Raw genomic sequence first — 13289 nt, forward strand, 5'->3', positions numbered from 1 at the left:
GCCTCGTCTTGCTGTCGATGGTGATGAGCGCATGCGCGCAGCTCGTTCTGCCAGACAGGACGCAGCTTGCCTCGGCACGTGGACGAACTTCGAGACGAACGCCGCGCTCGACCTCGCCGAGGACGGGACGTGTCATGTCACGGGACTTCCCCGTGGGGTGGAAGACGGTATGGGACCTCCTTATGGGGAGCCGTACTCGGCCGACTGCACATGGCAGCTGGGAGGCGGAGGCGGAGGCGACAGCGAGCCGGGCGAGAGCGGCGCGACGGTGATGACGGTCAGTGTCGACGGTGGCGGCGATATGACCGTGGTAGTCCTCCGCGGACCGAAGCTCGGTGTTCGACAGGGCACCGGTGCCGACGTCTTCGTGTTCGAGCGAGCGCTCCTGTGAGCGCCCGGACGACGTGGGAGATGGCGCGGGACAATGGCGGGATGACACAGACCGAGCCCACCTCCGCGCCCGATCGGATCCGGGTGCGCGGAGCCCGCGTGCACAACCTGAAGAGCGTCGACGTCGACGTGCCGCTGCAACGGCTGGTGGGGATCGCGGGCGTGTCCGGATCGGGCAAGTCGTCGCTGGCGATGGGCGTGCTCTACGCCGAGGGGTCGCGTCGGTATCTGGAGGCGCTGTCGACGTACACCAGGCGCCGGATGGCGCAGGCATCCCGTGCCGACATCGACAGCGTCGAACACGTGCCCGCCGCGCTCGCCCTGCGCCAGCGACCCGGCGTGCCGGGGGTGCGCTCGACGTTCGGCACCTCCAGCGAACTGCTGAACGTGCTGCGGCTGATGTTCTCACGGCTCTCTTCGCATGTGTGCCCCAACGGCCACCGCGTGCCGCCGACGATCGACGTGGCCGCAGAGACCCCGATGTTCTGCCCGGTCTGTGGCGAGAGGGTGCATCCGCCCGGGGCTGAAGCGCTCGCGTTCAACTCGGAAGGGGCCTGCCCAACCTGTTCCGGCACCGGCATCGTCCGCGGCGTCGACGACGACGCGCTGATTCCCGACGCCGGCAAGACGATCGATGAGGGCGCGGTCGCGCCGTGGAACATGTTCGGGTTCAACGTGCAAGCCCGACATCGTGCGCGAGTTCGGGGTGCGCACCGACATCCCGTACCGGGACCTCACGGACCGTGAGAAGCAGGTCGTGCTGGCCGGGCCCGAAGAGAAGAAGCACATCGTCGTCACCAGCCGCAGGGGCCTGCACGACCTCGACTTCACCTTCCGAAACGCGCGCCTCACGGTCACGAAGGAGCTCGAGCGCGCCACCGACGAGAAGCGCTACCAGCGGGTCGCACGGTTCCTCACCGAGACGGTCTGCCCCGACTGCGGGGGAACGCGGCTGTCGCCTGCGGCACGGGCGCCTCGCATCGGTGAGGTGAACCTCGCCGAAACCACCGCCTACACGCTCGAGCAGATCGTGGAGTGGGCCGCGGGCGTGCCCGCCGCCCTGCCGGACGAGATGCGCGCCATGGCATCGGCGCTGGCGGACACGCTCGCCGGCATGGCGCGGCGGCTGCGGGAGCTCGGGCTCGGGTACCTCACCCTCGACCGGGCGAGCGCCACGCTGTCGACCGGCGAACGGCAGCGCGTGCAGTTGGCCCGGGCCGTGCGCAACCGCACGACGGGTGTGCTGTACGTGCTCGACGAGCCGTCGATCGGGCTGCACCCGGCGAACGTCGAGGGGCTCGTCGGCGTCATGCGCGACCTGCTGGCCGACGGCAACTCGGTCGTGTTCGTCGACCACGACGTGCAGGTGCTCGGCCAGGCGTCGCACCTGATCGAGATCGGCCCCGCCTCGGGAGCCGACGGCGGGCGGGTGATCGCCGCCGGCACCGCAGACGAGCTCGCGGCGTCTGTGGCGTCGCGGCTCGGACCGTTCCTGTCCGGCGGCACGGCGGTGCTCGTCCGCGACCGCGCGCGTGCGGACGAGTTGTTCGCGCACGGGCGCATCCACCTGGCGACGGCCCCGCTGCACACCGTGCACGCGCTGGATGTCGACATCCCGCGTGGACGCCTGATGGCCGTGACCGGCGTGTCGGGCTCGGGCAAGACCACCCTCGTCCTGGAGGCGCTGATCCCCGCGCTGCGGGCACGGATCGACGGCGGCCGGATGCCGCACCCCATCACCGCGCTCGAGATCACCGGTGCGCCGTTGACGCAGGTGTACGTGGTGGACGCCGCACCCATCGGCATCAACGTGCGCTCGACCGTGGCCACGTACTCGGGCGTGATGGACCGGCTTGCGCCGCGCGTTCGCCGAGACCGAAGCGGCACGCAGCCGGGGATGGGGTCTCGGCGACTTCTCGTACAACACCGGGAGTCTGCGCTGCCCGCGCTCGACGGCACCGGGGAGGTGTCGCTGGACGTGCAGTTCCTGCCCGACATCGACATCACCTGCCCGGTGTGCCGGGGCTCGCGATACGCGCCCGAGGCCGACGCGGCGCGGCTGGAGAACGGGATGAGCCTGCCCGACGTGCTCGCGCTGACCGTCGCCGGCGCGCTGGACGCGATCGGCGCCATGCCGCAGGTGCGGCCGCACCTGCAGACGCTGGTCGACCTCGGGCTCGGCTACCTCACGCTGGGCGAGGCGACCCCGGGGCTGTCTGGTGGCGAGGCGCAGCGCCTGAAGCTCTCCGGTCAGTTGCGGCGCCGGCAGGACGGCGCCGTGTTCGTGCTGGACGAGCCCACGGTCGGCCTGCATCCGCTCGACGTGCGCGTGCTGATCGGCGTGCTGCAGCGCCTGGTCGAGCACGGTGCGACGGTGATCGTCATCGAGCACGACCTCGACCTGATCGCGAACGCCGACGGGGTGGTCGACCTGGGCCCGGGCGGCGGAGTCGACGGCGGGCGGGTCGTGTTCGCCGGCACCGTCGACGACCTCGTGACGGCGCCCGGCAGGCATCACCGGGACGTACCTCGCGGCCCACCTGAAGGAGCACCCATGCACGACCACCAGACCCTGACGATCGCACGGGCGCGCCGGGTGCTCGAGGAGCGGCTGCGGCCGGCGATCCATTCTGATCCGCATCCGCTCGAGCTGGCGGCGCACGTCGTCGGCGGCGAGCCGATCCCGGTCGCCGAGGGACTGAGCGGACCGTTCGCGCCGACGGCGATCGGCGCGGCCTGGGGGCGGGCGTGGGACACGGCGTGGTTCCGGGTGAGCGGGCGGGTGCCGGCATCCTTCGCCGGGAAGCGGGTCGAGGCGGTCATCGACCTCGGCTTCAACAGCGCCGTCCCGGGGTTCCAGGCCGAGGGGCTGGTCTACCGCGCCGACGGCACCCCGATCCGCGCCCTGCATCCCCGCGCGCAGTGGGTGCCGATCGAGACGGGGGACACCGTCGTCGAAGCGACCGTCGAGTTCTTCATCGAGGCCGCGTCCAACCCGGTCGTGCTCGACCTGGCCGCGCCGTTCCGGCCCACCGGTGTCGGCGAATGGGAGACCGCGGGTGAAGCGCCGCTGTATCGGCTGAGGCGGGCGGACCTGTGCGTGTTCGAACCCGAGGTGTTCGAACTCGTGCACGATGTCGAGGTGCTGCTCGAGCTGGCCGTCGAGCTGCCGGATGCCTCGACCCGCCGCGCCCGGATCCTGCACGCCCTCGACCGGGCGCTGGACCTGATCGACCTGCAGCAGGTCGCCGGGACCGCCGCCTCCGCGCGCGCCGCCCTCGCCGACGTGCTCGCCGCGCCGGCCGAGGCCAGCGCCCAGCGGATCGCAGCGATCGGTCATGCGCACATCGACTCGGCCTGGCTCTGGCCGCTGCGCGAGACCGTGCGCAAGGTCGCCCGGACCGCGGCATCCATGACCCGGCTGCTGGATGAGCATCCCGAGTTCGTCTACGCGATGTCGAGCGCGCAGCAGTACGCGTGGCTGCGCGACGAGCGACCCGAGGTGTTCGCCCGCGTCAGGCAGGCCGTGGACGACGGACGGTTCATCCCGGTGGGCGGGATGTGGGTGGAGACGGATGCCGTCCTGCCGGGCGGCGAGTCGCTCATCCGACAGATCGCCTACGGACAGCGGTTCTTCCGCGAGGAGTTCGGAGTCGAGTCCCGCGGCGCATGGCTGCCGGACAGCTTCGGCTATTCCGGAGCGCTGCCGCAGATCCTGGCCGGAGCCGGGTTCGAGTGGTTCCTCACCCAGAAGATGTCGTGGAATCAGACCAACCGCTTCCCGCACCACACCTTCGCCTGGGAGGGCATCGACGGCACCCGGATCTTCACGCACTTCCCGCCGATGGACACCTACGAGGCCGAGCTGTCGGGAGCAGAGCTCGCCCGCGCGACGCGGCAGTTCGCCGAGATGGCGGTGGCGTCCTCTTCGCTGGCCCCCACCGGTCACGGCGACGGGGGCGGTGGGACGACCCGCGAGATGATCGCCCGCGCGGCGCGACTGGGCGACCTCGAGGGCAGTGCCCGTGTGGCCTGGCAGACGCCGGACGACTTCTTCGCACAGGCCAAGGCCGAGCTGCCCGATCCGCCGGTGTGGCGCGGCGAGCTGTACCTCGAGCTCGCACCGGGGCACCTACACCAGCCAGCACGCGATGAAGCAGGGCAATCGCACGAGCGAGGAGCGCTGCGTCAGGCCGAGCTGTGGGCGGCGACCGCGGCGGTGCGGGCTGGGCATCGGTATCCGTACGAGGCGCTCGACGGGATGTGGCGCGAGGTGCTCCTGCTGCAATTCCACGACATCCTCCCCGGATCGTCGATCGCGTGGGTGCACCGCGAGGCGCGCGAGCGGTACGCGCGGATCGAGCGGACGCTGCAGGGGATCGTCGACGAGGCGCTGCGCGCGCTCGGGGTGCGCCATGGCGAGGGGGAATGCTCATCAACCCCGCCGTCGTCGCGCAGCGCGGCGTGCCGGCCGGTGGGGTCGGCGTCGGCACGGATGCCGCGGCCGGCCGGGTCGCGGCATCCGACGACGGCTTCGTGCTGGAGAGTGCGCACGTCCGTGTCGCGGTCGATGCCGCCGGCCGCATCACCTCTGCGATTCAGCGCGCGACCGGGCGGGACGCGATCCCGGCGGGGCTTTCCGGCAACGTGCTGAGCTGCATCGGGACTTCCCGAATGCGTGGGATGCGTGGGACGTCGACGCGCACTATCGCGGCTCGGCCGTCGATGTCACCGTCGTCCGTGCCGAACGGGACGGCGACGCGATCGTCGTGCGGGCGACGTTCGGCGCATCCGCCATCACGCAGCGGCTGACCCTGTCGGACGACGGCCGCACCCTTCACATCGACAACGAGGTCGACTGGCGCGAGACCGAGAAGTTCCTCAAGCTCGCGTTCCCGCTCGACGTATTCGGCGACCAGGTGATCGTCGAGACGCAGTTCGGCCACCACGCGCGGCCGACGCACACGAACACGTCGTGGGATGCCGCCCGGTTCGAACAGCACACGCAGCGCTGGTTCGTGCTGGGCGAGCCCGGGTTCGGAGTCGCGTTCCTGAACGACAGCAGCTATGGGTTCGACGCGACCCGGGTCGAGCACGACGGCCGGATCGTCCAGGTCGCGCGGTTCTCGATGCCTGCGCGCGCCCCGGTATCCCGATCCGCATACCGATCAGGGCGTGCAGCGCATGCGATACGGGCTCGTGATCGGCACGGATGAGACGGATGCCGCAGCCGCCGCATCCCGCTTCGCGGCGCCGCTCCTCCCGGCGACGGGGCCCGAGGTCGCACCCCTCGTGCGCGTGACGGGTGCCGCGCTGAGCGCGGTGAAGCTTGCCGACGATCGCTCGGGCGATCTGGTGGTGCGGGTGTACGAGGCGCGCGGCGGGCGGGCCACGGCATCCCTCACCCTGCCGGCCGGAGACGTCGTACACACCGATCTGCTGGAGCGGCCGGGGGAGTCGTTGCCGGTCGTGGACGGCACGGTGCAGCTGCCGCTGCGTCCGTTCGAGATCGCGACGCTGCGGGTGCGGCGCCGGTGACTCTGCCTGCACATGTCAGTGCAGACCCCCTGCTCTCACCGGCCGCACGCCACGCGCCGGCGCTTCCGCGTCAGAAGGGTGCGGGGTCGCGGGCGAGGGCGTGGCTGATCTCGTGCCTGTGTCGTGGTTCGTCGGCGATCAGCGCGATGGGTTCGAATCTGACGGTGCCGGGTGGTCGGGTGTGGTGGGTGCGGCCGGTGGGTGCGGTCCATTCCAGGATCCCGCCGGGCCGCTGGATCACGGTCCAGTCGGTCTCGTGCTTGAGGGTGTGGTGGCGTTTGCACAGGTGTGCCAGATTGCACAGGCACGTCTGCCCGCCCTCGGCGTACGCGAGGGTGTGGTCGATGTCGCATTTGTGGGCGGGGCGGCGGCAGCCGGGGAACCGGCAGTGCTCATCCCGCACCCGCAGCAACAGCCGTTGTCGCTTCGAGGGCCGGTACCGGTCCACACGGGTGGGGACCCCGGTGCACGGGTCGGTGAACACCCGGGTCCACGCCCGGGCCGCCCCGGCCAGGTCCCGGGCGGTCTGGTCATCGATCGCCCCGAACCCGACCACGGTCGCCCCGCCGGTGGTCTGCCCGGTCAGGGTGCTGGCCGGGATGGTGACCTGCACCGTCCCGGTGATCGCCCCGAGGTTCTCTCTGGCCTGGTCGGTGGCACCGTGCCCGTCGGGGATGTTGGTCAGCAGCAGGTCGCTGAACACGTCCGCCATGATCTGCGACCGCGTCCGCTCATCAACCACCAGGCCGCCCGCATCGACGCCGGCGTCGGCTTGAGCTGCGGCTTGGTCGGTTTGGTTCTGTTCGTACAGGTCGGTGGCCATCTGCTGGACCCGGTTGTATGCGCCCACGGCCTGCGCCGTGGGCAGGTCGGCGGTGACCCGGGCAAGCCCCGGCTCCAACTCCCGCACCGTCACCCTCCGCCGTTTCACGGCGTCCCGGACCCGCTGCTGGGTGCCTTCCGGGTCCAGCCGGGACACCAGCCCGGACAGCGCCGGCCGCAACTGGGCCGGGGTCATCTCCCCCGCCATATCCAAAGCGACCGCCTCGTACTGGCGGCGCACCTGATCGTCTTCGATCACCGCACCGGTCTCCGCGATCAGGGTCGCATGCTCCGGCCAGATCCGGCCGTCGCTGGCCTCGCACAGCGTCTCGTAGAACCGGTGGGTCAGGCTCCACGCCTGTGACACCTTCCGCGCCACCTGCCACTCACTGAGCCGCAACGCGGCCGCGACCTCGGCGTACACCTCCCGCATCCCCAACTGCGACGAGGCGGTGACCGCCCCGTTCCCGTCCCGGGCGGCGCGTTCCCGTTCCCGCTCTTCGACTACCCCGGCGACCCGTTCGAAGAAGAACATCTCCGCCGCGAACGCCCGCGCCGCCAGGGCCCGCGACCCGGTCAGGTCTTCGACCAGCTGATCCAACTCCGACAGCACCGCAGACCGGCCCGCAGACGGTGATGACATCAGCGAAACCTCCGGTCTGCTCCTCGGGTGAACTACCTCCAGTGTATCGAACGAAGCTTCGCCATGTCAATGGTCGATTCGTGATTATTCCGCGATATTGGTCGGTATCAGCATCCCCTCGTCCTTGCCTTCAGATCTGACCGATATGCGAACAAAGAGGCGGACTGACTGTGCCCCCCTGGCCGCGTTTCGTCTCCTCGCTGCGCTCGTCGCTCAACGGGCTGTGGGGCGGTCTGACTGGCCCCGGCTGACCGCGTTTCGTCTCCTCGCTGCGCTCGTCGCTCAACGAGCTGTGGGGCGGTCTGACTGGCCCCGGCTGGCCGCGTTTCGTCTCCTCGCTGCGCTCGTCGCTCAACGAGCTGTGGGGCGGTCTGACCGGCCCGGCTGACCGCGTTTCGTCTCCTCGCTGCGCTCGTCGCTCAACGGGCTGTGGGCAGCTCGTCGCTCAACGAGCTGTGAGGCGCCTCGACCCGCTGAGAGCCGACTGACCGGGGACAGCACCCGGCGGTGAGAGAATGGATGCGGCGTGCTCGTGTCGCCTCTTCCTCACCCGACAGTGTGGGTCGAAGTGCCGCCGGGCCACAGGACGGCGTCCGCCACCACACTCAGTGAGGAGCGATATGTCCCTGCAGAACACCGCCGCACCCGAGCACGCCTCGGCCCCGGCATCCGAGCGGATCGCGCAGCATCGGCGCTATCTGATGTGCAAGCCCGAGTACTTCACCGTGGCGTACGAGATCAACCCGTGGATGCACAAGGCCGACCCGACCGACACGCCCAAGGCCGTGCGTCAGTGGCAGACGCTCTACGACACGTACCTCGCCCTGGGCCACGACGTCGAGCTGATCGACCCGATCGAGGGCCTGCCCGACATGGTCTATACCGCCAACGGCGGGTTCATCATCGACGGCACCGCGCTGGGCGTCCGCTTCAGCGTGGGGGAGCGCAGCGGCGAGGAGCGTCCGTTCATGGACTGGTTCGCCCGCAACGGCTTCGAGGTCGTCGAGCCGGTCGCGATCCAGGAGGGCGAGGGCGACATCCTGCTGGTCGGGGATGTGATCCTGGCCGGCCACGGCTTCCGCTCCGACATCGCCAGCCACGCCGAGATCGCCCGCGTGTTCGACCGGGAGGTCGTCTCGCTCAAGCTCGTGAACCCGAACTTCTATCACCTCGACACGGCGATCTGCGTGCTGGATCCGGTGCAGGGTCCGGGCGGGGTGGACAGGGCCAACATCGCCTACCTGCCGAGCGCCTTCGACGACGCCAGCCGGGCGATCCTCGAACAGCGCTACCCGGATGCGATCCGCGTGCCCGAGGCCGACGGCGCCGTGTTCGGCATCAACGCCTCCAGCGACGGGAAGCACGTGTTCATCTCGCCGCGTGCCACCGGGTTCGACGCCCTGCTGCGCGAGCGCGGCTACGAGCCGGTGCACGTCGACCTGTCCGAGCTGCTGCTGGGCGGCGGCGGCATCAAGCGCTGCACCCTCGAGCTTGCGCGGGGTGCACGATGAGCACGGCGACCAACCTGGACACCAAGGCGGTCCGGATCATCCGCACCGAGGACGACCACCTCGCCCACAACTACCATCCGCTGCCGGTGGTCGTGGCCACGGGCGAGGGCTCGTGGGTGACGGATGTCGAGGGCAAGCGCTACCTCGACCTGCTGTCGGCCTACTCGGCGCTGAACTTCGGGCACCGGCATCCCGCCCTCGTCGCCGCGGCGACCGAGCAGCTGGGCCGACTCACCCTGACCAGCCGCGCGTTCCACAACGACCGGCTCGGCGCGTTCGCCACCGCCCTGGCCGAACTGTGCGGCAAGGACCTGGTGCTGCCGATGAACACCGGCGCCGAAGCGGTCGAGACCGGCATCAAGACCGCGCGCGCCTGGGCGTACCGGGTCAAGGGCGTGCCGACGGATGCCGCGACCATCATCGTCGCAGACGGCAACTTCCACGGCCGCACGACCACGATCGTCGGCTTCAGCGACGACGAGAGCGCCCGCGACGGGTTCGGACCGTTCACGCCCGGCTTCGTGCGGGTCCCGTACGGGGATGCCGATGCCATCGCGGCGGCGATCGACGAGAACACCGCCGCGGTGCTGGTCGAGCCGATCCAGGGCGAGGCCGGGGTGATCATCCCGCCGGAGGGCTACCTGGCGCGTGTGCGCGAGCTGTGCACCGAGAACAACGTGCTGTTCATCGCCGACGAGATCCAGTCCGGCCTGGGCCGGGTGGGCACCACGTTCGCCTGCGACCGCGAAGGCGTCGTGCCGGACGTGTATCTGCTGGGCAAGGCGCTGGGCGGCGGCATCCTGCCGGTCTCGGCCGTCGTCGCCGACCGGGACGTGCTCGGGGTGATCCACCCCGGCGAGCACGGCTCGACGTTCGGCGGCAACCCGCTGGCGGCCGCGGTCGGCCTGCGGGTCGTCGAGATGCTCTCCTCGGGCGAGTTCCAGCAGCGCGCGGCCGCCCTCGGCGAGCACCTCAAGACCAAGCTGGACGCGTTCCTCGGCCACGGCGTCACCGAGGTGCGGGTCGCGGGACTGTGGGCCGGGGTCGACATCGACCCGGCGATCGGCACCGGGCGCGAGATCGCCGAGCGGCTGCTGGCGCGGGGCGTGCTCGTGAAGGACACCCACGGCCAGACCATCCGGATCGCCCCGCCGCTGGTCGTCCGCGCCACCGAACTGGACTGGGCGCTGGACCAGCTCCGCGTCGTGCTGGAGGGCTGAGCGGACGTGACGGCGAAGGCGACGGAGGTCACGGAGGACGACGACCCGCGCGGGGCGCGTTCGCTGATCGACCGCGCCTTCGCCGTCATCGGCACGTTCCAGGGCGGCCGCTCGCGGCAGAGCCTGTCGGACATCAGCCGCCGCACCGGGCTGCCGATCGCCACGTGCTATCGCATCGTCGCGCGCCTCACCGACTGGGGGCGCTGGAGCGCGACGCCGAGGGCCGGTACAGCATCGGCCTGCGTCTGTGGGAGATCGCGTCGTTCGCGCCGCGCTCGGTCGGCCTGCAGCGCCTGGCCCGGCCCTACATGCAGGACCTCTACGAGACCACCGGGTACGCCTGTCACCTCGCCATCCGCGAGGGCCTCGAACTCGTCTCGATCGAGCGCTTCCAGAGCCCGCGCCGGCGGGTGCGGCGTCCGCTGGTGGGCAGCCGCTACCCGCTGCATGCGACGGCGATCGGCCTCGTGCTGCTCGCCCACGCCCCGGCCGAGGTGCAGGACGAGGTGCTGGAGCGCGGACTGGAGCCGTTCACCACGCGCACGTACACGGATGTCGAGACCCTGCGCCGGGTGCTGGTCGACGTCGAGCGGGCCGGCTACGCGGTCAGCGACCGGCAGGTCGACGAGGTGCACGTGGGCTTCGCCGCCCCCGTGCGCGGGGCGGACGGCTCGGTGGTCGCGGCGGTCTCGCTCGCCCTGGATGAGCAGGGCGCCGACCCGAAGAACCTCATCCACCTCGTGCGGCTGACGGCCACCTCGATCGGGCGTGCGCTGGCGTCGTCCGGCTTCGGGCGCGCCGAGAGCTGAGCCCCGCCCGCTGAGCCCCCGCCGCTGAGTCGCGCTCAGCTCGCCTGTGCGGCCAGCTCGCTCTCCGCGTCGGCCTTGACCCGGGCCAGCTCCACCTTGCCGGTCGGAGTGCGCTCCAGCGACGGACGCACGAACACGTGCCGCGGCCGCTTGTAGCCCGCCAGGCGCCCGTCGAGGAATCCGAGCAGCGCCGGCACGTCGATGACCGCCCCGGGCGCCGGCGACACCATCGCGCTGACGACCTCGCCGAACCGCCGATCCGGCAGGCCGAACACGACCGCGTCATCCACCGACGGGTGCGCCAGCAGGCTCTCCTCCACCTCGCCCGGGAACACCTTCTCGCCGCCGGTGTTCACCACGGCGCTGAGGCGTCCGAGCAGCTCGATCCCGCCGCGCCCGTCCGCGCGCGCCCAGTCGCCGGGCATGACGTAGCGGTGCCCGCGGATGGTCGGGAACGTCAGCGCGGTCTTCTCCGGATCGCCGAAATACCCGGTGGGCAGGATTCCGCGGAACGCGAGGATGCCGAGGGCCCCGGCATCCGTCTGGATCTCGCGCAGCTCCTCGTCCAGCAGCACCGTGCCCGGGGTCATCTCCAGCCGGGTGGGAAGATCGTCGACCCCCTGCGTCGTGCCGAACGCGTATGGGCCGCCCTCGCTCGAGGCCACCATGTCGATGATGGTCAGCTCGCCCAGCGCGTGCAGCCGGCGCTTCACGTCGTCGCTGAACCGCATGCCCGAGCTGATGATCGTGCGCACGTGCAGGAGCCCCGCGCCGGACCGCTCCGCGGCCTCGGCCAGGGGCAGGGCGAGGGCGTCACCGGCGACGATGATCCGGGTCACGTGGTGGGCCAGCATCAGCCGGAGCGCCTCGTCGATGTCCATCCGCGCCGCCGCGTGCAGCACGACCGTGCCGCCGAGGGCGAGGGTGGCCATGGTGGTGGACTGCGCGGTGCCGTGCGGCAGCGGCGGCAGCGGCAGGGTGACCGGGCGCACGATCCCCGGGTCCAGGGCGATGCGCACCGCCGCGTCCAGGTCGTCCGGCGGGGTGATCCCGAGGATCCCCCACGTCGACTGGCGGCGGGCGACCAGCAGCGTGTCCATGTCCCACACCACCGCGCGCGGGCGACCGGTCGTGCCGCCGGTGTACAGCCGCAAGCTCGGCGCCACGCGGGGCCGCGGGCGGCAGCACGCCGCCGCCGGCGATCACCTCGGCGTACGACAGCGCGCCGGGCACCGCCGGGCCGCCGTCGTCGATCGCGATCACCGCGACATCCTGTCCCGCGGCCTCGGCGGCCACCTCGCCCAGCGAGGTGCAGGTCAGCAGCACCCGCGCCCCGAGTCGTCCAGCAGCTCGCGGACCTCGCCGGCACGGTACCGGTAGTTGATGGCGACCGGCGCCGCCCCGATGGCCAGGCACGCCCAGAAGAACGCGAGGTACTCCGCACGGTTGTACAGCAGCAGGGCCGCGGCGTCTCCGAAGCCCACCCCGCGCTCGGTGAGGTGGCGGGCCAGTGCCCCCGCCTCGGCGGCGAGCCGGCCGTAGCCGACCGTCTCGTCCCGGGTGATCACCGCGGGGCGCTCGGGGTCTGCCCGTGCGATGGCCTGCCAGAGGTCGCTGTAGTGCGGCGCCGTCACGTGATCACTCCGTCCCGCGCGGACGCCCGCGTCCGCGCCTCCCGTCGACAGCTGTCGTCGACAGCAGAAGCATGCCGTCTCCGCCGTGCCGCGCTCACGGACTTTTTCGCACGGTGGAAACCGGGAAGGATCCAGGCGGATGTCGCGTGCCAGAGTGACGCCGACGACGAAAGGGGTGGCAATGGCCACACACGAACTGCTCCTGGACCCCACCGGGGCGGCGGAGGGCGCACAGGAGAGCACGCTCTCACCGCGCCCGGTCACGCTCAGCGGTCTCACGATCGGGCTCCTGGACAACACGAAGCCGAACGCGACGCTGCTGCTGGAGGAGATCGGCACCCTGCTGACCGGCCGGCACGGTGCGGCCGAGACCCGCCTGTACACGAAGGACTACTTCGGCACGCCGGCGAAATCCGAGCTGATCGCGCAGATCGCCGACGAGTGCGATGTGGTGGTCACCGCCGTGGGCGACTGCGGCTCGTGCAGCGCCGCGACCGTGGCCGACGGCATCCTGCTGGAACGCGCCGGCGTGCCGACGGTGAGCATCACCTCCGACTCGTTCCTGATGTCCGGCCGTGCGATGGCGCACGTGCAGGGCTTCGCGGGCTTCGACTTCCATGCGGTGAGGCATCCGATGGCGAGCCTTTCGGCGCAGGAGGTGCACGAGCGGGCGCTGGAGGCGCTGCCGAACGTGCTGCGGATTCTCGGAGTGGAGGACTGAC

General features: G+C 71.3%; 11 protein-coding genes and 1 pseudogene. 9 read left to right on the top strand and 3 right to left on the bottom strand.

Annotated elements, in window-relative coordinates:
* Nucleotides 1-432: 432 nt before the first annotated feature.
* Genes L2X98_RS12505 through L2X98_RS21175 form a run of 4 tightly spaced genes read left to right on the top strand, consistent with a single transcriptional unit; the run spans nt 433 to nt 5928 of the window.
* Nucleotides 433-1137, top strand: coding sequence for an excinuclease ABC subunit UvrA (locus tag L2X98_RS12505; protein ID WP_259611110.1), 705 nt, complete (start codon nt 433-435; stop codon nt 1135-1137).
* Nucleotides 1082-5044 carry a glycoside hydrolase family 38 N-terminal domain-containing protein gene (locus L2X98_RS21165; RefSeq protein WP_354002772.1) on the top strand — a complete coding sequence of 1321 codons (3963 nt, stop codon included), beginning with the start codon at nt 1082-1084 and terminating at the stop codon, nt 5042-5044. Before L2X98_RS12505 ends, L2X98_RS21165 begins: the two co-directional genes overlap by 56 nt.
* A 1-nt stretch (nt 5045) precedes the next feature.
* Nucleotides 5046-5606 carry a glycoside hydrolase family 38 C-terminal domain-containing protein gene (locus L2X98_RS21170; RefSeq protein WP_354003051.1) on the top strand — a complete coding sequence of 187 codons (561 nt, stop codon included), beginning with the start codon at nt 5046-5048 and terminating at the stop codon, nt 5604-5606.
* The gene (locus L2X98_RS21175) at nt 5575-5928 is read left to right on the top strand and encodes a glycosyl hydrolase-related protein (protein WP_354003052.1); all 354 of its coding nucleotides are present in this window, start codon (nt 5575-5577) and stop codon (nt 5926-5928) included. Before L2X98_RS21170 ends, L2X98_RS21175 begins: the two co-directional genes overlap by 32 nt.
* Before the next feature lie 70 nt (nt 5929-5998).
* Here the strand turns inward: L2X98_RS21175 and L2X98_RS12515 are convergent, their stop codons facing one another.
* The gene (locus tag L2X98_RS12515) at nt 5999-7393 is read right to left on the bottom strand and encodes an HNH endonuclease signature motif containing protein (RefSeq protein ID WP_259611111.1); all 1395 of its coding nucleotides are present in this window, start codon (nt 7391-7393) and stop codon (nt 5999-6001) included.
* Nucleotides 7394-8013: 620 nt separating this feature from the next.
* Between L2X98_RS12515 and ddaH the strand changes: the two genes are divergently transcribed.
* The 4 genes and pseudogenes from ddaH (at nt 8014) to L2X98_RS12530 (ending at nt 10933) form a co-directional block, all read left to right on the top strand.
* Nucleotides 8014-8904, top strand: a complete 891-nt coding sequence (gene ddaH / locus L2X98_RS12520) for a dimethylargininase (RefSeq protein WP_259611112.1) — start codon at nt 8014-8016, stop codon at nt 8902-8904.
* Nucleotides 8901-10124 (top strand): ornithine--oxo-acid transaminase, encoded by a 1224-nt coding sequence (rocD, locus tag L2X98_RS12525; protein ID WP_259611113.1) that lies wholly within the window; start codon nt 8901-8903, stop codon nt 10122-10124. Before ddaH ends, rocD begins: the two co-directional genes overlap by 4 nt.
* Before the next feature lie 6 nt (nt 10125-10130).
* Nucleotides 10131-10265, top strand: a pseudogene (locus L2X98_RS21180) (hypothetical protein); the annotation flags it as partial.
* A 23-nt stretch (nt 10266-10288) separates the two neighbouring features.
* The gene (locus L2X98_RS12530) at nt 10289-10933 is read left to right on the top strand and encodes an IclR family transcriptional regulator (protein ID WP_259611114.1); all 645 of its coding nucleotides are present in this window, start codon (nt 10289-10291) and stop codon (nt 10931-10933) included.
* 35 nt (nt 10934-10968) lie between these two features.
* On the opposite strand, the gene L2X98_RS12535 is transcribed toward L2X98_RS12530, so the two are convergent.
* Entirely contained in the window at nt 10969-12087 is a 1119-nt protein-coding gene (locus tag L2X98_RS12535) for an AMP-binding protein (protein WP_259611115.1), read from the bottom strand.
* Between the two features lie 162 nt (nt 12088-12249).
* Nucleotides 12250-12567 (bottom strand): AMP-binding protein, encoded by a 318-nt coding sequence (locus L2X98_RS12540; protein WP_259611116.1) that lies wholly within the window; start codon nt 12565-12567, stop codon nt 12250-12252.
* Nucleotides 12568-12748: 181 nt separating this feature from the next.
* On the opposite strand from L2X98_RS12540, the gene L2X98_RS12545 reads away from it, so the two are divergent.
* Nucleotides 12749-13288 carry a UGSC family (seleno)protein gene (locus L2X98_RS12545; RefSeq protein WP_259611117.1) on the top strand — a complete coding sequence of 180 codons (540 nt, stop codon included), beginning with the start codon at nt 12749-12751 and terminating at the stop codon, nt 13286-13288.
* Nucleotide 13289 lies beyond the last annotated feature (1 nt).

The sequence above is a fragment of the Microbacterium elymi genome (assembly GCF_021582895.2).
Classification (GTDB): Bacteria; Actinomycetota; Actinomycetes; order Actinomycetales; family Microbacteriaceae; genus Microbacterium; species Microbacterium humicola.

Bases quoted from the DNA above. Each gene is read 5' to 3' on its own strand.
- L2X98_RS12515 (WP_259611111.1), bottom strand. From the start codon at position 7,393: ATGTCATCACCGTCTGCGGGCCGGTCTGCGGTGCTGTCGGAGTTGGAT.
- rocD (WP_259611113.1), top strand. From the start codon at position 8,901: ATGAGCACGGCGACCAACCTGGACACCAAGGCGGTCCGGATCATCCGC.
- L2X98_RS12545 (WP_259611117.1), top strand. From the start codon at position 12,749: ATGGCCACACACGAACTGCTCCTGGACCCCACCGGGGCGGCGGAGGGC.
- L2X98_RS21175 (WP_354003052.1), top strand. From the start codon at position 5,575: ATGCGATACGGGCTCGTGATCGGCACGGATGAGACGGATGCCGCAGCC.
- L2X98_RS12505 (WP_259611110.1), top strand. From the start codon at position 433: ATGACACAGACCGAGCCCACCTCCGCGCCCGATCGGATCCGGGTGCGC.
- ddaH (WP_259611112.1), top strand. From the start codon at position 8,014: ATGTCCCTGCAGAACACCGCCGCACCCGAGCACGCCTCGGCCCCGGCA.